General features: G+C 43.1%; 15 protein-coding genes and 1 tRNA gene. 14 read left to right on the forward strand and 2 right to left on the reverse strand.

Translation table 11 applies throughout. From position 1 onward, the window contains the following. The first annotated feature begins 123 nt into the window (after positions 1–123). From tuf to ABZP31_RS01050, 11 genes are all read left to right on the forward strand, one after another. Entirely contained in the window at positions 124–1314 is a 1191-nt protein-coding gene (gene tuf, locus ABZP31_RS01000) for an elongation factor Tu (protein ID WP_005017071.1), read from the forward strand. Between the two features lie 53 nt (positions 1315–1367). Beyond that, positions 1368–1443 (forward strand) — tRNA-Trp (locus ABZP31_RS01005). A 76-nt stretch (positions 1444–1519) separates the two neighbouring features. Then, a complete protein-coding gene (secE, locus tag ABZP31_RS01010; RefSeq protein WP_005023016.1) occupies positions 1520–1960 on the forward strand; it encodes a preprotein translocase subunit SecE in 441 nt (146 codons plus the stop codon). A gap of 6 nt (positions 1961–1966) precedes the next feature. Beyond that, complete coding sequence (gene nusG / locus ABZP31_RS01015; RefSeq protein WP_005023018.1) at positions 1967–2500, forward strand: transcription termination/antitermination protein NusG; 534 nt, start codon at positions 1967–1969, stop codon at positions 2498–2500. A gap of 111 nt (positions 2501–2611) precedes the next feature. Next, positions 2612–3040, forward strand: coding sequence for a 50S ribosomal protein L11 (gene rplK / locus ABZP31_RS01020; RefSeq protein ID WP_005017067.1), 429 nt, complete (start codon positions 2612–2614; stop codon positions 3038–3040). A gap of 3 nt (positions 3041–3043) precedes the next feature. After that, entirely contained in the window at positions 3044–3739 is a 696-nt protein-coding gene (gene rplA / locus ABZP31_RS01025; RefSeq protein WP_005017065.1) for a 50S ribosomal protein L1, read from the forward strand. 271 nt (positions 3740–4010) lie between these two features. Continuing rightward, a complete protein-coding gene (gene rplJ, locus ABZP31_RS01030; protein ID WP_005017063.1) occupies positions 4011–4517 on the forward strand; it encodes a 50S ribosomal protein L10 in 507 nt (168 codons plus the stop codon). A 48-nt stretch (positions 4518–4565) separates the two neighbouring features. Continuing rightward, complete coding sequence (gene rplL, locus ABZP31_RS01035) at positions 4566–4937, forward strand: 50S ribosomal protein L7/L12 (RefSeq protein ID WP_005017060.1); 372 nt, start codon at positions 4566–4568, stop codon at positions 4935–4937. Between the two features lie 304 nt (positions 4938–5241). Beyond that, positions 5242–9330: a DNA-directed RNA polymerase subunit beta gene (gene rpoB, locus ABZP31_RS01040; RefSeq protein WP_262475747.1), complete on the forward strand. Its 4089-nt coding sequence runs from the start codon at positions 5242–5244 to the stop codon at positions 9328–9330. A gap of 89 nt (positions 9331–9419) precedes the next feature. Then, entirely contained in the window at positions 9420–13610 is a 4191-nt protein-coding gene (gene rpoC, locus ABZP31_RS01045; protein ID WP_005405985.1) for a DNA-directed RNA polymerase subunit beta', read from the forward strand. 200 nt (positions 13611–13810) lie between these two features. Beyond that, positions 13811–14170: a hypothetical protein gene (locus ABZP31_RS01050; protein WP_005017055.1), complete on the forward strand. Its 360-nt coding sequence runs from the start codon at positions 13811–13813 to the stop codon at positions 14168–14170. A 47-nt stretch (positions 14171–14217) separates the two neighbouring features. Here ABZP31_RS01050 and ABZP31_RS01055 read toward each other — a convergent pair whose 3' ends face one another. Then, positions 14218–14718, reverse strand: a complete 501-nt coding sequence (locus ABZP31_RS01055) for a DUF4442 domain-containing protein (RefSeq protein ID WP_034684789.1) — start codon at positions 14716–14718, stop codon at positions 14218–14220. Positions 14719–15024: 306 nt separating this feature from the next. Here ABZP31_RS01055 and ABZP31_RS01060 point away from each other — a divergent pair, with 306 nt between their 5' ends. The 3 genes from ABZP31_RS01060 to htpG all read left to right on the forward strand — a co-directional run bounded on the left by ABZP31_RS01060 (position 15025) and on the right by htpG (position 19951). Next, positions 15025–16437: a Na+/H+ antiporter family protein gene (locus tag ABZP31_RS01060; protein ID WP_367156872.1), complete on the forward strand. Its 1413-nt coding sequence runs from the start codon at positions 15025–15027 to the stop codon at positions 16435–16437. 382 nt (positions 16438–16819) lie between these two features. Beyond that, a complete protein-coding gene (locus ABZP31_RS01065; protein WP_005405769.1) occupies positions 16820–17419 on the forward strand; it encodes an OmpW family outer membrane protein in 600 nt (199 codons plus the stop codon). Positions 17420–18028: 609 nt separating this feature from the next. Beyond that, on the forward strand, positions 18029–19951 hold the full coding sequence (gene htpG, locus ABZP31_RS01070; protein WP_248134747.1) for a molecular chaperone HtpG: 1923 nt from the start codon (positions 18029–18031) through the stop codon (positions 19949–19951). A gap of 352 nt (positions 19952–20303) precedes the next feature. Here the strand turns inward: htpG and ABZP31_RS01075 are convergent, their stop codons facing one another. Next, positions 20304–21458, reverse strand: coding sequence for a hypothetical protein (locus tag ABZP31_RS01075; protein WP_248134749.1), 1155 nt, complete (start codon positions 21456–21458; stop codon positions 20304–20306). Between the last annotated feature and the right edge of the window lie 35 nt (positions 21459–21493).

The following is a 21493-nucleotide window of genomic DNA, read 5'->3' on the forward strand; positions in this document are numbered from 1 at the left end:
AAGCAGGCTTTTAAGTCTGCTTTTCAAGTATTGGGTGTCTGTTTTTAGACAATGGGTCGATGAGCTGAGTTATCTCAGGGCTGTTTTCTTAAGCTGGTTTCGACGTAAACGAGGAAGATCATCATGGCTAAAGCCAAGTTTGAACGTAATAAGCCACACGTAAACGTGGGCACAATCGGTCACGTTGACCATGGTAAAACAACTTTAACCGCTGCGATTGCAACAATCTGTGCAAAAACTTACGGCGGTGAAGCGAAAGATTACGCAGCAATTGACTCTGCACCAGAAGAAAAAGCGCGTGGTATTACCATTAATACTTCACACGTAGAATATGACTCTCCAACTCGTCACTACGCTCACGTAGACTGCCCGGGCCACGCTGACTATGTTAAAAACATGATCACTGGTGCTGCTCAGATGGACGGCGCGATCCTTGTATGTGCAGCAACTGATGGCCCAATGCCACAGACTCGTGAGCACATCCTGCTTTCTCGTCAGGTTGGTGTACCTTACATCATCGTGTTCCTGAACAAATGTGACCTTGTTGATGACGAAGAGTTACTTGAACTGGTAGAAATGGAAGTTCGTGAACTCCTGTCTACTTATGACTTCCCAGGTGATGACACTCCAATCATCCGTGGTTCAGCTCTTCAAGCACTGAACGGCAACGACGGTCAGTATGGCGAGTCTGCAGTTCTTGCTCTGGTTGAAGCGCTTGACACTTACATTCCAGAACCAGAACGTGCAATCGACAAAGCATTCCTGATGCCAATCGAAGACGTATTCTCAATCTCAGGTCGTGGTACAGTAGTTACTGGCCGTGTTGAGTCTGGTATTGTTAAAGTCGGCGAAGAAGTTGAAATCGTTGGTATCAAAGATACAGTTAAAACGACTGTAACGGGTGTAGAAATGTTCCGTAAGCTGCTTGACGAAGGTCGTGCAGGCGAGAACTGTGGTGTTCTGCTACGTGGTACTAAACGTGAAGACGTTCAGCGTGGTCAGGTACTGGCTAAACCAGGTACAATCAAGCCGCACACTAAATTCGATGCAGAAGTATATGTACTTTCTAAAGAAGAAGGTGGTCGTCACACTCCATTCCTGAATGGTTACCGTCCACAGTTCTACTTCCGTACAACTGACGTAACTGGTGCGATCCAGCTGAAAGAAGGCGTTGAAATGGTTATGCCAGGTGATAACGTTGAGATGTCAGTTGAGCTGATCCACCCGATCGCGATGGACGCTGGTCTGCGTTTTGCGATTCGTGAAGGTGGCCGTACAGTAGGTGCTGGTGTTGTTGCGAAAGTAACTGCATAATATATAATAGTTGAATCTTCAAGCCGTGAACCCTGATTTGCGGCTTGTCTTACAGGCCAGTAGTTCAATTGGTAGAGCGTCGGTCTCCAAAACCGAATGTTGGGGGTTCGAGTCCCTCCTGGCCTGCCACTTTTTCTGAATAAAAAAGCTTGATGCTGGCTGAATTGTCATATAATAAGTCGCGAATCCTACGACGAGTACAAAAATGTCGAATGATAAATCGCGTGACGCATTGAGCGACGCGCCAATTCCTCAAAGAAATAATCCTGCTGAAGTTGTCCGTTCCGGGTCTGTGCTAGATGTTGTGCTATGGCTTATTGCTCTAGCCTTATTAATCAGTGCGACTTTGGTGAACCAGCATCTGCCAGCGTATTGGGCACCTGCAAATGATATTTGGGTGCGTGTTGGGGTAATTTTGGCTTGTATCGTAGTGGCTTTAGGTTTATTATACGCCACCCATCAAGGCAAAGCCTTTATTCGTTTGTTGAAAGACGCGCGAGTTGAGCTGCGCCGAGTCACTTGGCCAACCAAGCAAGAAACCGTGACCACATCTTGGCAGGTTCTTGTGGTTGTTATCATTGCATCAGTGGTATTGTGGTGTTTTGACTACGGATTGGGTTGGTTGATTAAGCTAATTATCGGGTAAAGAGCTATGAAACGTTGGTACATTATTCATGCCTATTCGGGCTATGAAAAACAAGTGATGCGTTCGCTTAATGATCGAATCCAGCGTAGCGCTGTTGCCGACAGCTTTGGTGAAGTCCTAGTCCCTACCGAAGAAGTGGTAGAGATGAAGGATGGCAAAAAACGTAAATCTGAACGTAAATTCTTTCCAGGCTATGTGTTAGTCGAAATGGAAATGAATGATGATACTTGGCATATTGTAAAAGAATGTCCAAAAGTGCTTGGTTTTATCGGTGGTACGCCTGAAAAACCTGCGCCCATCACTCAGCGTGAAGCAGATGCGATTCTTGCACGTGTTCGCAATACTGGTGAAGCACCTCGTCCTAAGACAATGTTCGAGCCAGGTGAAGAATTACTCGTAGTTGACGGTCCATTCACCGACTTTAAAGGCGTGGTGGAAGAAGTTCAATACGATAAGTCACGTTTAACGCTGACCATCAATGTATTTAACCGACCTACACAGGTTGAACTCGAGTTTCGTCAAGTCGAAAAATCAGTTTAAGCTAGGTCGGTGTTAAAACGCCCGATTTGTCGGGCATTGTTATGGTAACGATTACTGTTACATGAATAAATCGGGGAGCCTGACGGCGTTTGTACCCAGAGGTATTTAATAATGGCTAAGAAGATTGACGGCTATATCAAGCTGCAAGTTCCAGCTGGTAAAGCGAATCCATCTCCACCGATTGGTCCTGCGCTAGGTCAACGTGGTGTAAACATCATGGCATTCTGTAAAGAATTCAATGCTGCTACACAAAAAGTTGAACCAGGTCTGCCAATTCCTGTCGTGATCACTGTGTACAATGATAAGTCGTTCACTTTTATCATGAAAACTCCACCTGCAGCAATTCTTCTTAAGAAAGCTGCTGGTATCCAAAAAGGTTCAGCTATACCTAACAAAACTAAAGTGGGTAAGTTGACTCGTGCTCAATTAGAAGAAATTGCGACTACTAAAGAACCAGATCTAACTGGTGCTGATTTAGACGCACGTGTACGTACCATCGCTGGTTCTGCGCGTTCTATGGGCTTGGAAGTGGAGCTATAAGACATGGCAAAGTTAACTAAACGTCAAAAAGCCATTGCTGCTGCTATTGAAGCAAATAAAGTTTACACTTTAGAAGAAGCAGTACAGGTTCTAAGCAGCCTTCCAGCAGCGAAATTCAAAGAATCTTTGGATATCGCAGTAAACCTGGGTGTAGACCCGCGTAAATCTGACCAGGTTGTTCGTGGTGCGACTACGCTTCCTGCAGGTACTGGTAAAACTGTACGTGTTGCAGTTTTTGCTCAAGGTGCACAAGCAGAAGCAGCTAAAGCAGCTGGTGCTGATATTGTTGGTTTTGATGACCTTGCTGAGAGCATCCAAGGTGGTGATCTGAACTTTGATGTTGTGATCGCTGCGCCTGACGCTATGCGCGTTGTAGGTAAATTGGGTACGATCCTTGGTCCACGTGGCTTAATGCCAAACCCGAAAGTGGGTACTGTAACTCCTGACGTGGCAAATGCAGTTAAAAATGCAAAGTCAGGTCAAGCACGTTACCGTGTAGACAAAGCAGGTATTATCCATGCTGCAATCGGCCAGATTGGCTTTGAAGCATCTGCTGTTCGTCAAAACGTTGAAACTTTGATTGCTGATTTGAAAAAACTTAAACCAGCGACCTCAAAAGGTGTATACATCAAGAAAATCACACTAAGCTCTACTATGGGTCCTGGTCTGGTTGTTGATGTAAGCAACGTTTCTAACTAAGTTTATTCTTAGACAGAATTCTTAAAATCTCCAGTAGCTTGGAAATATAAATTTTTAGCAACTGGAGTGGACTTTGAATTGATAGGTTAAAGCCTGTTAGCGTCAAAGACCTCAGGCGAGGGAAGGTCCTGTACCTGAACTCTTAATAGCCCAGCCTGCGTAGATGCGGTGGTGTGATTTATTCCTCCTCCGCGTGTAAGTCCAGTGATTGGATTTACGAATTGGGAGTGTACCTGTTTGGGTACATAAATCACCGTTAGGAGGTTTTACAATGGCTCTTCTTATCGAAGACAAAAAACAGATCGTTGCAGAAGTAAGTGAAGTTGCTTCTAAAGCGTTCTCAGCTGTTGTTGCTGACTACCAAGGTCTGACAGTTGGGCAGTTAACTGCTCTTCGTGTTGAAGCTCGTAAGCTTGGTGTTACTACACGTATCGTGCGTAACACTCTGGCTAAGCGTGCTCTTCAAGATACTCAATTCAATATCTTGAATGACAACCTTGTTGGCCCAACAATCTTGGCTTTCTCAACTTCTGAAGATGACATGGGTGCAGCTGCACGCTTGTTTGAAGAATTTGCTAAAACTAACAAAGCATTTGAACTTAAAGCTGCTGCCTTTGATGGCAAGGTTTATGAAGGTGCTGAAGTTAGCGTAATCGCGAATCTTCCAAACCAAGAAAAAGCACTTACTATGCTTGCCAATGTTCTTCAGGCTCCTATCTCGAAACTGGGTCGCCTTATTACTGCGCTCAAAGAGAAAAACGAGTCAGAAGCTGCTTAAGCTTAAATCTACTTTCACACCATTCAATATCCATTTGGAGTTACTCTCATGGCTTTAACTAACGAAGAAATCTTAAATGCAGTTGCTGAAAAAACTGTTCTTGAGCTTGTTGAACTGATCTCTGCTTTCGAAGAGAAATTCAATGTATCTGCTGCTGCTGTAGCTGTTGCTGCTGCTCCAGGTGCTGGCGCTGCTGCTGCTGAAGAACAAACTGAATTCAATGTTGAGTTGACTTCTTTCGGCGCGAACAAAGTTGCTGTAATTAAAGCAGTTCGTGAAGCAACTGGCCTTGGTCTTAAAGAAGCGAAAGATCTTGTTGAAAGCGCTCCTTCAGCTGTTAAAGAAGGCGTTTCTAAAGAAGAAGGCGAAGAGCTTAAGAAAAAACTTGAAGAAGCTGGTGCTACAGTTACTCTTAAGTAATTCTTTAAGGAGTCGATTTTTTAATCGGCTCCATAAAATGGCTGATGGCTCTTGGGTCATCAGCCTTTTTGCGTTACAATAATCGGCTCGATTTTTGTTAGTTTGCTGAATATATCAGTTAATTTAATAATAAATCAAATAAATTCAAACGCTTACCAATATTTTTTGATTTGAAAATATTGATAAGCGTTTTCATACCACTCAAGATTGCAGCTTTTGTAAAAAGTGGTGGCCATATCGGCCTGCGTAATTCCTTCTGAGCCCGTTCTGCAGGCGGGCTTGGTTTACTTTCCGAGGACTCCAGATGGCATACTCATATACCGAAAAGAAACGGATCCGTAAGAATTTTGGTAAATTGCCCCAAGTCATGGAAGCACCGTACCTGTTGTCTATTCAAGTCGACTCGTACCGTACTTTCCTGCAAGACGGCAAAACTCCAAAAAACCGCGAAGATATCGGTCTCCAAGCCGCATTTCGTTCAGTTTTTCCTATAGAAAGTTATTCTGGCAATGCTGCTTTAGAATTTGTTGAGTATAGCCTTGGTAAACCCGAGTTTGATGTCCGCGAATGTATTCTTCGTGGCTCAACCTATGCGGCACCAATGCGCGTAAAGATTCGTCTGATCATTAAAGATCGCGAAACAAAATCAATCAAAGATGTTCGTGAACAAGAAGTCTATATGGGTGAAATTCCACTCATGACTGAAAATGGTACCTTTGTCATCAATGGTACTGAGCGTGTAATCGTATCTCAGTTACATCGTTCACCGGGTGTATTCTTTGACCATGACAAAGGTAAAACCCACTCAAGCGGTAAAGTGTTGTATTCAGCACGTATTATTCCTTACCGTGGTTCATGGCTTGATTTTGAGTTTGATGCCAAAGACCTGGTATATGTACGTATCGACCGTCGTCGTAAATTACTTGCTACTGTAGTTATGCGTGCACTGGGCTATAACAATGAACAGATTCTGGATCTGTTCTATGAGAAAGTCCCTGTATATCTGGATATGGGCAGTTATCAGATTGATCTCGTGCCTGAACGCCTGCGTGGTGAAATGGCGCAGTTCGATATTGCTGACAATGATGGCAAAGTGATTGTTGAGCAGGGTAAACGTATCAATGCGCGTCATGTACGTCAAATGGAAGCTTCTGGCCTGACTAAACTGCCAGTTCCTGATGAGTACCTGTACGAACGGATTACTGCTGAAGATATTAGCCTGAAATCAGGCGATGTAATTGCTGCGAATACCTTGCTGAGCCATGAAATCATGGTGAAGATTGCTGAGGGTGGCGTGAAGCAGTTTAATATCTTGTATACCAATGATATTGACCGTGGTTCATTCGTGGCAGATACCTTACGTGCAGATACAACAAGTGGCCGTGAAGAAGCCCTGGTTGAGATCTATAAGGTAATGCGTCCAGGCGAGCCGCCAACAAAAGAAGCTGCTGAGAACCTGTTCAATAACCTGTTCTTCTCTTCTGAGCGTTATGACCTGTCACCTGTTGGTCGTATGAAGTTCAACCGTCGTTTAGGTCGTCCATACGAAGTAGGAACTGACCAGAAGTCACGTGAAGTTGAAGGTATTCTCTCGAATGAAGATATCATCGATGTGTTACGTACTTTAGTTGAAATTCGTAACGGTAAGGGTGAGGTCGATGATATTGACCATCTGGGTAACCGTCGTGTCCGTTCTGTAGGTGAAATGACTGAGAACCAGTTCCGTGTAGGTCTGGTCCGTGTTGAACGTGCAGTTAAAGAGCGTCTGTCACAGGCAGAAACTGACAACCTGTCTCCACAGGACCTGATCAACGCTAAACCGGTAGCTGCTGCAATCAAAGAATTCTTTGGTTCAAGCCAGTTGTCCCAGTTTATGGATCAGAATAACCCGCTATCTGAAATTACACATAAGCGTCGTGTATCGGCACTTGGACCAGGCGGTTTGACCCGTGAGCGCGCAGGCTTTGAGGTGCGTGACGTACACCAGACCCACTATGGTCGTGTGTGTCCGATTGAAACCCCTGAAGGACCAAACATCGGTCTGATTAACTCGCTGTCTGTATACGCAAAAACCAATGAATTTGGTTTCTTGGAAACGCCTTACCGTAAAGTGGTAGATGGCCGTGTAACAGATGAAGTTGAATATCTGTCTGCAATTGAAGAAGTAGGAACTGTGATTGCTCAGGCCGACTCTGCACTCGATAAAGATGGTTATTTAACCGAAGAGCTGGTTTCTGTACGTTACCAGGGCGAATTTGTGCGTATGGCTCCAGAGCGTATTACGCATATGGATGTTTCTGCACAGCAGGTAGTTTCTGTAGCGGCATCTCTGATTCCATTCCTTGAGCACGATGATGCCAACCGTGCATTGATGGGTTCAAACATGCAGCGTCAGGCTGTACCGACACTGATTGCGGACAAACCGCTAGTAGGGACAGGTATGGAAGCGAATGTTGCACGTGACTCAGGTGTATGTGTAATTGCAAAACGTGGCGGTACCATTGAATTCGTAGATGCGTCACGTGTAGTTATTCGTGTTAACGAAGACGAGATGATTGCGGGTGAAGCGGGTGTAGATATCTATAACCTGATCAAATACACACGTTCAAACCAGAATACCTGTATTAACCAGAAAGTTCTGGTGAATCTGGGTGATAAAGTTGGTCGTGGTGATGTACTGGCTGATGGCCCGTCTACGGATGGTGGTGAATTAGCACTTGGTCAGAACATGCGTGTTGCATTCATGACTTGGAATGGTTACAACTACGAAGACTCAATCCTGCTTTCTGAACGTGTACTTCAGGAAGACCGTTTAACTTCTATTCACATTCAGGAATTGTCATGTGTAGCACGTGATACCAAACTGGGTGCAGAAGAAATTACTGCGGATATTCCAAACGTAGGTGAAGCTGCGCTTTCTAAACTGGATGAATCCGGTATTGTTTATATCGGTGCAGAAGTAACGGCTGGCGATATTCTGGTTGGTAAAGTGACACCTAAAGGTGAAACTCAGCTAACACCTGAAGAAAAACTGCTTCGTGCTATCTTCGGTGAGAAAGCAGCTGATGTAAAAGATTCATCTTTACGTGTTCCATCAGGTACTAAAGGTACGGTAATTGACGTTCAGGTGTTTACACGTGATGGTCTGGAAAAAGATGACCGTGCACTGGCGATTGAGAAAGCACAACTTGACGCTTATCGTAAAGATTTGAAAGAAGAATATAAAATCTTTGAAGAAGCGGCTCGTGAACGTATTGTACGTTTGCTAAAAGATCAGGTGTCTAACGGCGGTGGAAATACCAAACGTGGTGAGAAACTGTCTGAAGAATTGCTCTCTGGCCTTGAGCTGATTGACCTGCTCGAAATCCAGCCAAGCGATGAAGCGATTGCTGAACGTTTAATCCAGATCCAGGTGTTCTTGAAAGAGAAAAGCACCGAGATTGACGAGAAGTTTGCCGAGAAGAAACGCAAGCTTTCTACGGGTGATGAGCTGACTCATGGTGTATTGAAAGTTGTGAAGGTTTATCTGGCAGTTAAACGCCGTATCCAGCCGGGTGATAAAATGGCGGGTCGTCACGGGAACAAGGGTGTGGTATCACAAATCCTGCCTGTAGAAGACATGCCACATGATGCCAATGGTGTTCCGGTTGATGTGGTATTAAACCCGCTAGGTGTACCATCACGTATGAACGTGGGACAGATTCTGGAAACACACTTGGGTCTTGCTGCAAAAGGTTTGGGTGAGCAGATCGACAAGATGCTTAAACAGCAGCGTGCTATTGCTGAACTGCGTGATTTCCTTGATAAGATTTACAATAAAGTCGGTGGTGAGCAAGAACAGCTTGATACACTGACTGATGATGAAATCTTGAAACTTGCAGGAAACCTCAGCAAGGGTGTGCCACTGGCAACTCCAGTATTTGATGGTGCCGAAGAAGGCCAGATCAAAGAGTTACTTGAACTTGCAGAACTTCCACGTTCTGGCCAGCAGATCCTGTTTGATGGACGTACAGGCGAACAGTTTGACCGTCCGGTAACTGTAGGTTACATGTACATGCTTAAACTCAACCACTTGGTGGATGACAAGATGCATGCGCGTTCAACTGGTTCTTACTCGCTAGTAACGCAACAGCCGCTTGGTGGTAAAGCACAATTCGGTGGTCAGCGTTTCGGTGAGATGGAAGTCTGGGCACTTGAAGCTTACGGTGCAGCATATACTCTTCAAGAGATGCTGACCGTGAAGTCGGATGACGTTGAAGGCCGTACCCGCATCTATAAGAATATTGTAGATGGAAACCATTATATGGATCCGGGCATGCCTGAATCGTTCAACGTATTGACCAAAGAGATCCGTTCTTTAGGTATCAACATTGAACTGAAAAATGGTGACTAAGGTCTAGGACCTTTCACCTTTTCAGGTAAACACAATATTTGTGACCCAGCCGGGCGGGCGATGTGCCCACCGGCACACGGAGAAAAAAATTGAAAGACTTGCTCGATATCATGCGTAAGAAAACGGATTCAGACGGTCATGCACCGGTTGAATTTGACCGTATCCGTATTGGTCTTGCGTCACCAGAAATGATTAAGTCATGGTCTCACGGCGAAGTGAAAAAGCCTGAGACAATTAATTATCGTACCTTTAAACCGGAGCGCGACGGTTTATTCTGTGCCAAAATTTTTGGTCCAGTAAAAGATTACGAATGCTTGTGTGGTAAATACAAGCGTATGAAGTACAAAGGCGTCATCTGTGAAAAATGTGGCGTTGAAGTAACAACTGCGAAAGTTCGTCGTGAACGTATGGGTCACATCGAGCTTGCCTCTCCAGTGGCACACATTTGGTTCCTGAAATCATTGCCGAGCCGTATTGGTCTGCTTCTTGACATGACCTTGCGTGATATTGAACGTGTACTGTATTTCGAATCTTATGTAGTGACTGATCCGGGTATGACTCCGTTTGAGAAATACCAGTTGCTTACTGATGAAGAATACTACAACGCACTTGAAGAACACGGTGATGAATTCACCGCAAAAATGGGTGCGGAAGCTGTTCAAGATCTGTTAAAAGATATCGATCTTGAAGCAGAAATCTCTCGTTTGCGTGAAGAAATTCCACAAACTACGTCTGAGACCAAGCTCAAGAAAGCATCAAAACGTCTTAAACTGATGGAAGCTTTTAAAGAGTCGAACAATAAGCCGGAATGGATGGTGATGAATGTACTGCCAGTACTTCCACCAGATCTTCGTCCGTTAGTTCCACTTGAGGGCGGCCGTTTTGCGACTTCTGATCTGAATGATCTTTACCGTCGTGTGATCAACCGTAACAACCGCTTAAAACGTCTTCTTGACCTGGCTGCTCCAGATATTATCGTACGTAATGAAAAACGTATGCTTCAAGAATCTGTAGATGCATTGCTGGATAATGGGCGTCGTGGTCGTGCCATTACTGGTTCTAACAAACGTCCTTTAAAATCTTTGGCAGACATGATCAAAGGTAAGCAAGGTCGTTTCCGTCAGAACTTGCTGGGTAAACGTGTTGACTATTCTGGCCGTTCAGTAATTACGGTAGGGCCGTCTCTACGTCTGCATCAGTGTGGTCTGCCTAAGAAAATGGCACTTGAACTGTTCAAGCCATTTATTTTTGCAAAATTGCAGGCTTCAGGCCAAGCAACCACCATTAAAGCTGCCAAGAAAATGGTTGAGCGCGAAACTCCAGAAGTTTGGGACGTTCTTGCTCATGTTATCCGTCAGCACCCGGTTATGCTAAACCGTGCGCCAACACTTCACCGTCTGGGTCTTCAAGCGTTTGAACCGATCCTGATTGAAGGTAAGGCAATCCGTCTGCATCCACTGGTATGTACCGCATTTAACGCCGACTTTGACGGTGACCAAATGGCTGTACACGTACCATTGACGCTTGAAGCCCAGCTTGAAGCACGTGCACTGATGATGTCGACTAACAACATCCTGTCTCCTGCGAACGGTGAACCTATCATTGTTCCGTCTCAGGACGTGGTCTTAGGTCTTTACTACATCACCCGTGATGCAGTGAATGCCAAAGGTGAAGGCATGGTGTTTGCTGATACGCATGAGGTAAACCGTGCACTCGCTACCGGTCAGGTAGCGATGCATGCCCGCGTAAAAGCACGTGTACACCAGACCATTATCAATGAAAATGGTGAGCGTGAGCAGCAGACAATTATTGTACAGACCACGCCAGGCCGCTGCCTGTTATGGGAAGTTGTGCCGGAAGGTTTAAGCTTCGAGCAGATCAATGTAGAGATGACCAAGAAAAATATCTCAAAACTGATTAACTCTTGCTACCGTAAGCTGGGCCTGAAAGATACTGTTATTTTTGCTGACCAGTTAATGTACTTGGGCTTCCGTCAAGCGACTCGCTCTGGTGTATCTGTTGGTATGGAAGACATGGTTATTCCGCCGCAGAAACAGGCAATTATTGACAAGGCGGAAACTGAGGTTCGTGAAATTGAACAGCAGTTTGAACAGGGCTTTGTTACCGCAGGTGAGCGTTATAACAAAGTAGTGGATATCTGGGCACGTACTAATGACCAGGTTGCAAAAGCGATGATGGATAACCTGTCATTTGTAAGTGTAACCAACCGTGAAGGCCAGGAAGAAAAGCAGAAATCATTTAACTCGATTTATATGATGTCTGACTCTGGTGCGCGTGGTAGTGCAGCGCAGATTCGTCAGCTCGCAGGTATGCGTGGTCTGATGGCGAAACCGGATGGTTCGATCATTGAAACACCGATTAAAGCGAACTTCCGTGAAGGTTTGACTGTACTTCAGTACTTCATCTCGACTCACGGTGCACGTAAAGGTCTGGCCGATACCGCATTGAAAACTGCGAACTCGGGTTACCTGACGCGTCGTCTGGTTGACGTAGCGCAAGATTTGGTTATCACTGAGCCGGACTGTGGCACTGTGGGTGGCTTGACGATGACTCCACTCATTCAGGGTGGTGACGTGATCGAGCCGTTACGTGATCGTGTGCTGGGTCGTGTGATTGCTGAAGATGTTATCCGTCCAGGCAGTGAAGAGGTTCTCTTCCCGCGTAATACGTTAATTGACGAAAAAATTGCTACTCAGCTTGAAGAAGCAGGTATCGATGAAATCCGTGTACGTTCAGTGATCAGCTGTGACTCTGCATTTGGTGTTTGTGCAAAATGTTATGGTCGTGACCTTGCACGTGGACATCTTGTGAATCCAGGTGAATCTGTTGGTGTTATGGCAGCGCAGTCGATTGGTGAACCAGGTACACAGTTAACCATGCGTACCTTCCACGTGGGTGGTGCTGCAAGCCGAACTTCTGCTGCAAACAGTGTTCAGGTACGTAACAAAGGTACTGTACGTTTCCATAATGTGAAAACTGTACAGCATGCTAAAGGCCACTTGGTTTCAGTTTCCCGTTCGGGTGAAGTTGGTATTGCTGATGAGCTGGGTCGTGAGCGTGAACGTTACAAACTGCCGTATGGTGCAAGCATTCTGCTGAAAGAAGGCGAAGCTGTAGAAGCTGGTGGTATTGTGGCAACTTGGGATCCACATACCCATCCGCTGGTAACAGAAGTGGCTGGTAAGGCGCGTTTCTCGCAAATTACTGATGGTGTGACTGCAACATCGAAAACAGATGATGCAACAGGTATGACTACTGTTGAGATTCTGCCAGTGACTGCTCGTCCTGCATCAGGTAAAGATTTGCGTCCAGCGATCGTACTTGATACAGCAGATGGCGGTGAACAGTTCTACTTCCTGCCACAGAACACGATTGTGACTGTACGCAGCGGTGAAACAATTGGCGTAGGTGATGTTATTGGCCGTGTACCACAGGAATCTTCACGTACTCGTGATATTACCGGTGGTCTGCCACGTGTTGCCGACCTGTTTGAAGCACGTAAGCCAAAAGAGCATGCGATCTTGGCAGAAGTATCAGGCGTAGTAAGCTTCGGTAAAGAAACCAAAGGTAAAAACCGTCTAGTAATTACTCCGGATGATGGCGCTGAAGTTTATGAAGAGCTGATTCCTAAATGGCGTCAGATCAACGTGTTCGAAGGCGAGCATGTGAATCGTGGTGAAGTCATTTCTGATGGTCCACAAAATCCACATGATATCTTGCGTTTGAAAGGCGAAGTGGCATTGACCAACTACATCGTGAATGAAGTTCAGGACGTTTACCGTCTTCAGGGTGTAAAAATCAATGACAAGCATATTGAAGTCATCGTACGTCAAATGCTGCGTAAGGTTGAAATCACTGATGGTGGTGATTCAAGCTTCATTAAAGGTGAACAAGTGGATTATATCCGCGTGGTTCAAGAGAACCAGGCAGTTCTGTCTCAGAACAAGTTCCCTGCGAAGTTTGAACGTCAACTGATGGGTATTACCAAAGCATCATTGTCGACTGACTCCTTCATTTCTGCTGCATCGTTCCAGGAAACCACTCGTGTGTTAACTGAAGCAGCTGTAACAGGTAAGGAAGATGATCTGCGCGGCCTGAAAGAAAACGTGGTAGTAGGCCGTCTGATTCCGGCAGGAACAGGCTTGGCTTATCACTTGGAGCGTCGTCGTCAGGAAGCAGAAGCTGCAGAATTCGCTTTGGCTAATGACTTCTCTGAAGTAGATCAGGCATTTTCTCAAGCACTGAATGAAGAGCTTTAAGTTCTAGAATTTAAAAAAAGCACCTAAGGGTGCTTTTTTTATAGCTGCGAAATGATATTTCTTGATAAATCATACCTGATAAAGTGCATGAGTTTTTTACATAAATTACTGAATACTTACTTAGTTCATAACATATTCATCAGAATTGCTGCATAAATTTAAACTAAGCTAATAAAGCATAGAAGCAGGGGATAATAACCATGAAAAAATTAGTTAGCGTATTAGCAGTGACCACTGCATCAGTATTTATGTTGGCAGGTTGTGAAAACATGTCACCTCGTGAGCAGCGCATTGGTGCGGCTGCTTTAGGTGGTGCGGTAGGTGGTGGAGCAGGGAATGCAGTAGGCGGTAAAGTCGGTGCTGGTTTAGGTGCAGCGGCTGGCGCAGGCGTAGGTACTAATTCTCAAGGTGGCACGCGCGGTAGTACTACAGGTAGTGCAATTGGTGCTGGTCTGGGGGCAGTCGTTGGTGAAGCAGTCATTGGTGGTAATGCTGGCGCTGCAATTGGTGGGGCGCTTGGTGGCGGCGCCGGTGTAGTTATCCAAGAAAGACGTCGCTAACAGCACAGAAAAAATAAGCGCTAGATGCGCTTATTTTTTTGTATACATTAAATCTGAGTATAGGGTTTAATCAGCGTTTTAGATTTTTTACGGCGGATATACAAGGTTTTTTGCACTTCAGCAATTCTGACGCCTTGATCATCCAGAATATTTAAGGTGTAGTGACGCAGGACAGGTTCATAATTCTGGGCCAGCCTTCTGATTTCTTCAAGTTCTTCTTGGCTTAAACGTATATCGGCATATACCGTGCTGCGTCCTGGTGAAAGGAAACTGATAGAGGCTGCTTTATCCCATACAATATATTTATTGCCTAAGTGGTGCATAAGCATGAGCATATAAAATGGGTCGACCATGGAATAAAGGCTACCACCGAAATGAGTTCCTACGATATTCTGGTTTTTACGGGTCAGTGGCATTTTAACCCGGATATGATAATTGGGCAGATCAATCTGATCGATCATAATTCCGGCACCGCGATAAGGGGAATAGCGGTTAATCATGAATTTGGACACTGCAGGAATATTCTGGAGTTTCTTTAAAAGATTCATACGGACCTATAATTTTTGTCTTTATAAAATAATATTAAGTTAACTAAGATAAACTCGCATTGATCATATACTGTTCTCGTCTGAATAAATGGTCAATCTATATAAATTTGCAGAAAGATTAGTTAAATTATCAATAAAAACTCTAGAGTAAATAAATTCAAAAGAATTATAAATATTTGAAAAATATTAACTAAACTTGGTTCTTATCTGTATAGTCTCTATGAGTTTTCTATAGCAACTGATAGTAAGCTTGCGACTGAAAAAATTCTGTTAAAATGAGGCACTTTTTGTTTCTTCATTAAATTCATGAACGCAGTCGTAATCGCAATTGCCGTGATGTTTATTTTATCCATCGCGCGAGTTTCTGTTGTTTTGACAGTAGTCATTTCAGCAATGATTGGGGGCCTGGTTGCTGGTTTAAGCCTATCTGATACAGTAAGTGCATTTAATGCAGGCTTGGGTGATGGTGCCGAAGTAGCACTCGCTTATGCGGTATTAGGTGCTTTTGCCTTGGCTTTATCTAAATCAGGTTTACCAGATTTACTGGCACATAAACTGATCGGCTTGCTCGGAGCAGAAGTCTCTCAGGCACGTGCTAAGAAAGTAAAGTTTTTGCTGTTAGGAATATTACTAATTTCAGCTATCTGTTCTCAAAACCTGATTCCAGTTCATATCGCTTTTATTCCGGTCTTGGTTCCGCCTTTACTTAAGGTCATGAATCATCTTAATCTGGATCGTCGAGCAGCTGCTTGTGTCTTAACACTAGGTTTAGTGGGGACTTATATCTTCCTGCCAGTCGGTTTTGGTGCGATTTTCCTTGAGCAGATTCTCATGGGAAATATTAACAAGATTGGGGCCGCCTATAATCTGCATGTGGACCGCTGGATGATGCCTATGGGTATGGCTATTCCTGTATTAGGTATGCTTCTTGGTACTTTAGTGGCTGTATTCATCAGTTACCGTAAACCACGCCATTACGTAGATAAAGCGGTTACCCGTGTCACCACTATTGATTTAGATAAACCTGTTCGCATTGGTGAAGTAAAACTTGAAGAAGATGCTAAAGAATTACAGCAGGTTGCGAGTGAAGCTCCAGTTATTTCAAAGAAAACCATGATCATGGCTTTTCTGGCAATTGCATTAACTCTGGCTGCTCAACTCTATTCAGGTTCAATGATTCTGGGTGGTCTAGTCGGTTTTGCAGTACTTTCTGCTTCAGGTATCTTTAAGTGGCAAGATGCTGATGACGTATTTGTACAGGGTATGCGCATGATGGCCTTGGTCGGCTTTATCATGATCTCGGCTGCTGGTTTTGCTTCAGTGATGACCCATACCGGTGACATTAATAGTCTGGTTAATGGGGTTGTACATCTAATTGGAGATAACCATGCACTGGCTGCATTTCTTATGCTGTTTATCGGCCTATTTGTCACCATTGGTATTGGTTCATCGTTCTCGAGTGTGCCAGTACTGGCAGTAATTTATGTTCCGCTATGTGTACAGTTCGGTTTTAGTCCTTTAGCCACAGTTGCACTGATTGGTACAGCGGCTGCTCTAGGTGATGCCGGTTCTCCTGCTTCAGATTCTACTTTAGGGCCTACTGCCGGTTTGGGAATAGATGGTCAGCATGATCACATTTGGGATACAGTGATACCTACATTTATCCATTTTAATATTCCGCTGCTTATCTCCGGCTGGATTGCTGCGATGGTACTTTAAATCCATCTGGTTATTAGCTTCTTTTAAGGCTCCGATTTATCCTCTTAAGCTCATCTTAAAAATGAGCTGTTTAAAGAGAAAATCTGGAGCCTATTTTATTTTAATATAAAGTTAAAATTAAAATAAATCCGATTAAATTAATATGAATAATTAAGTCTATAAATAATTATATTTATAATATATATTTTAAATAAACTATATTGTATTACTCGGATTAATATTTTTTCTTATAATTTAAAACCTAGTATTTTAGTAAATTTAATATAAAAGTAATGTAAATCAATATATTAAAAATAAAATAAAATTTATATTATTTATGCTATTGCATATTATTAATACACAAGATTATTATAAAAATGTTAATTGTTGAGGTGATTTAAATATGTTAAAAAATATACTTGTTTTTGCTTTGCTGGGATTATCTACTTCTGTGTTTGCTGGGGACTGGCAAGTGAAAATGGGCGCTAGTGTATTGGCTCCTCAAAATGATGATAATGGGACGATTGCAAACACAACAGCAACCGTGAGCAATGAAATTGGCTTTACTCCATCGATAGAATATTTCTTTGCAGATTCCCCTTTTTCTGTAGAACTTCTGCTTGCTACACCATTTAAACATGATGTTATTTTGGAAAATGTAGGAGAAGCCAGTTTTAAACATTTACCACCAACGCTTACTGCAAAATATAATTTCAAGAATGCCAGCCGTTTTACACCTTATGTTGGCATCGGTGCCACAGTAGCCGTGCCATGGGATGAAAAACTCAAAGGTTCTGATGCGAAACTTGAAGCTGATGTGACCTATGGTGTAGCCGGACAGGTGGGCTTTAATTTCCAGCCTGCTGATGCACAAAACTGGGGAGTATTTGTCGATGTACGTTATGCACAGGTTGAATCTGACTTGAGTTTAAATGGTACAGATATTGGTACGCTGGATATTAATCCGTGGGTTTATACACTCGGCTATAGCTATAAATTCTAAATTTTTGAAATATGTAAAACCCATATACCCAGACAGGACGTCAGGGTATAACACAATAAAAAGATTAAAAATCATTCAGAGCTTTTATTCATTTTATTCTTATTAAAAATCACTGCCCTTAATCTATAGAGTTTCTTTTTAATCCGGTTTTAAATTAATTTCAGATAAGAGGCGGTTAAATTGAAATATGTGATTGCAGGCTGACTATTTTTAGAAATATCAGTTTTACACTACTGCCATAGTTCTTTTTATGAAAAAACTCAGACTTCAAGTGAGCCTATCATCTGCCAATACCAGACTCTACCTGATGCGAATAATAAAATAGCGATAATTTATTCTGTTGTGAAGCAGTGAGTACTGATGGCTATTCCTGCCATTATTTAGAAACAATAGGTGAAATAGTTGTATCTGCGTGACCAGTATGTTGCCTCTATCGCATGCTTTCAGGACGTATACAAGTTACAGCAACCGGAGGGCTACAGATTATAGTCATACCCACAAAGACCTTTTTAAAATAAAAATATTTACCCGGATCTATTGAAAAATATAAGCCACACTCCATTGATAAGGCATTCAATAAAAATGACTGCTTATCTGAAGGAGTGAATCATGAGTGAACAAAGCACATCACAAAACTATAGCTTTCAGGCTGAAGTAGCCCAGTTATTACATCTGGTTACTCATTCTCTCTATTCCAATCCTGAAATTTTTCTTCGCGAACTGATCTCTAACGCATCAGATGCCTGTGATAAGTTGCGTTTTGAAGGTATCAACCATCCTGAATATTATGAAAACGATCCAGATCTGCATGTACGTATCAGTCTGGATAAAGACAATAAAACCATAACCATTTCTGATAACGGTATCGGTCTGAGTCAGCAGGAAGCGATTGATAATCTGGGTACGATTGCCAAATCAGGTACGAAAGACTTTATGTCTAAACTGACAGGCGATCAAAAATCTGATGCTCAGCTGATTGGACAGTTCGGTGTCGGTTTTTATTCGGGTTTCATTGTAGCAGACAAGATTACAGTAGAATCGCGCCGTGCTGGTGCCGAAGCAAATGAAGGCGTACGCTGGATTAGCGGTGGTACTGGTGAATTTGAAGTTCAGCAAATTGAAAAAGTATCTCGCGGTACAGATATTATTCTGCATTTGCGTGAAGATGCGTTGCAGTATCTGGAAAGCTATAAAGTTAAACAGATTGTCAATAAATACTCTGACCATATCAGCCTGCCAATACAGATGCAAAAAGAAGTCTGGCAGGAAGAAGAAGCGACCGAAGGTGAAGAAGCCAAGGGTGGCAAGATGGTCAAAACTGATGAATGGGAAGTTATCAACTCAGCCAGCGCACTTTGGACCCGTAATAAAAACGAGATTACCGAAGAGCAATATATCGAGTTTTATAAAAATTTAACGCATGACTTTGAAGCTCCTTTAGCATGGGCACATAACCGGGTTGAAGGCAGTACCGAATATACCCAGTTGTTATATGTACCGAGTAAAGCACCACATGATATTTTCACTCGTGAGGCCAAAGCTGGTATCAAGCTCTATGTAAAGCGTGTCTTTATTATGGACGATGCAGATAACCTGATTCCAAATTATCTGCGTTTTGTACAGGGCGTGGTAGATAGTGCTGACCTTCCATTAAACGTGAGTCGTGAATTGCTACAGGAAAGCCGTGATGTTAAAACCATCCGCGAAGGCAATGCGCGCCGTATTTTGACCATGCTTGATACCTTGGCTAAATCTGAAGATGAAAAAGACCAGGAAAAATTTAAGCAGTTCTATACTGAATTTGGTGCAGTGCTGAAAGAGGGCTTAGGAGAGGATTTCAGCAATCGTGAGCGTATTCTTAAACTGTTACGCTATGCAACTTCAAACAATGATGAAGTCACCACTTCTCTGACAGATTATAAAGCACGCATGAAGGACGGTCAGAAGGCAATTTATTATGTTACTGCCGATAGTCTAACTGCTGCCAAAAACTCACCTCAGCTGGAATTATTCAAAAAGAAAGGAATTGAAGTTCTGCTGATGTCTGAGCGTGTTGATGAATGGGCTATGAACTTTGTAAATGAGTTCGATGGTATGCCGATGCAGAATATCTCCAAAGGGGCAGTGGACTTGGGTGATCTTCAGGATGCAGAAGAGAAGAAAGCTCTTGAACAAGCACAGGAACAGCTTAAGCCGGTAGTAGAAAAGCTGAGTGGAGCCTTGAAAGATAAAACCAAAGAAGTCCGTGTAACTACGCGTCTGGTTGATTCACCGGCCTGTTTGGTTACAGCTGAAGGTGAGCTTTCTCCGCAACTTATTCGTATGCTGAAACAGGCTGGGCAGCCTATTCCAGAGAGCAAACCAATTCTGGAAATTAACCCTGAACATCCGCTGGTACAAAAGCTTGAAAATACTGAGCAGTTTGATGAATTGGCAAACGTAATCTTTGATCAGGCCATGATTGCAGAAGGGGGCTTACCGGAAGACCCGGCAGCCTATCTAAAACGTATCAACAGTTTATTACTGAAATAAAATTTTTATAAAAAAGCCTCCTTTGGGAGGCTTTTTTATATGGTGTGGTTATAAATCTATTTATAAACTTTCATTCAGCTTAGGCTTAAATAAATAATCTATAAAATCAATTCAAATTATAGAATTAATAGGGGTAATATAATTTTAATGATTACCTTATCATCTTAGCCACACTAATATCTATTAATATGACTAAAAAACTAAACCTTTAAGTACTATAAACTGGATATTTAAATAAGTTTCTATAAAGACTCATAATATTGGAATACACTCCTATATATAGCAGCGTATTATATTTAATGACTCCTGTAGACCTATACAATATCTTTCTACCTATTAATTTACTGTTAAATTAAAAAATTGCTTCCAGACGGACCAGTGTACTTAAGTAATGACTCCGGTCTTCACGTTGATCATTTTGATAATTCAGGTCTCCCTGTACATAGAACCATTCACGCCAAAGCGGTTGACGCCATGAAATAAAGGGCCCCCAACTGTTTAAACGCAGGTCGCTATTATTATAAAAACCGCCCGTATAAAGACCATAGTTAAAACGGTTTCCGGCAAAGAACTGGTGTTCGCGATAGGCCCGGTTGTCCCAAGTGAGGTCATCATCCTGTTCATCGGCATAGACTAGTGAAAACTGGTTAGCAAGCACAGGTTGCTCTGGACGGGCATGCACCAGTTCCAGATTGGTCCTTAAATAATTTTCACTGTCGATACCATAACGATAGATTTGTTCAGCATGGAAAGTAAAATCATTACGCAGTTGCCAATCACGTTCGGCCTTTATCCGCGCATAGATATCATCACCTGAGCGGATACCTAAGTCAGCATCAATTTCAAAGGGTAGGCGCTTGGCAAAATTCGACCAGCGTAAAGCAAGAGAAGAATTTTCTTCACGGGTACGACGCGTATCAAGAGATTTACCCGGCTCATTACGGTTTTCATTACTAATTGCGACATTATTACGAATCTCGTTATCAAGAGATTCATCACCAAATACAATGCTTAAACGTTTTTCCAAGGTGGGCAAATTAATTTTACCCCGAATACGCGGTTTAATTTTATAGCCATCATGTTTATCCCAGCGGTTATCAATTAAAATTCGTAGTGTTGCATCTGCTGGTTTGTTTGGATCTGTCTCACCAAACCAGTTATCAATTTTATTTGAAGATCTATCAGCCCAGTTGCGGATCTGACGTTGTTTGCGGTCGGCCCAACTTTTGTCTTCAGTTACCTCGGTTGGAGGCACAATAGGTTCATCAGACTGCTTGGGTAACAGAGTAGGCGTTTTATCTACCCATGATGGGATATAGTCCAGCCATTCTGGTCCCCGCTCTTCAACAGGCAAGTCAGGTTCATTATCCTGGCTTTTATCGCCTAGATGATTGGCGTAGGGAAGAGTGGCTGTTTTAGTTTCAGCAAAGCTATATGCACTACCTAATGCCCCAGCCGTAAAGATTAGCCCTTGTAAAAATAAATTTAAAACCTTAAGTTTTTTCATTGTAAAATCATTATTGTTACATTTGTCCGCTAACA

The sequence above is a fragment of the Acinetobacter sp. FL genome, assembly GCF_040744925.1.
In the GTDB taxonomy this organism is placed as follows: Bacteria; Pseudomonadota; Gammaproteobacteria; order Pseudomonadales; family Moraxellaceae; genus Acinetobacter; species Acinetobacter radioresistens.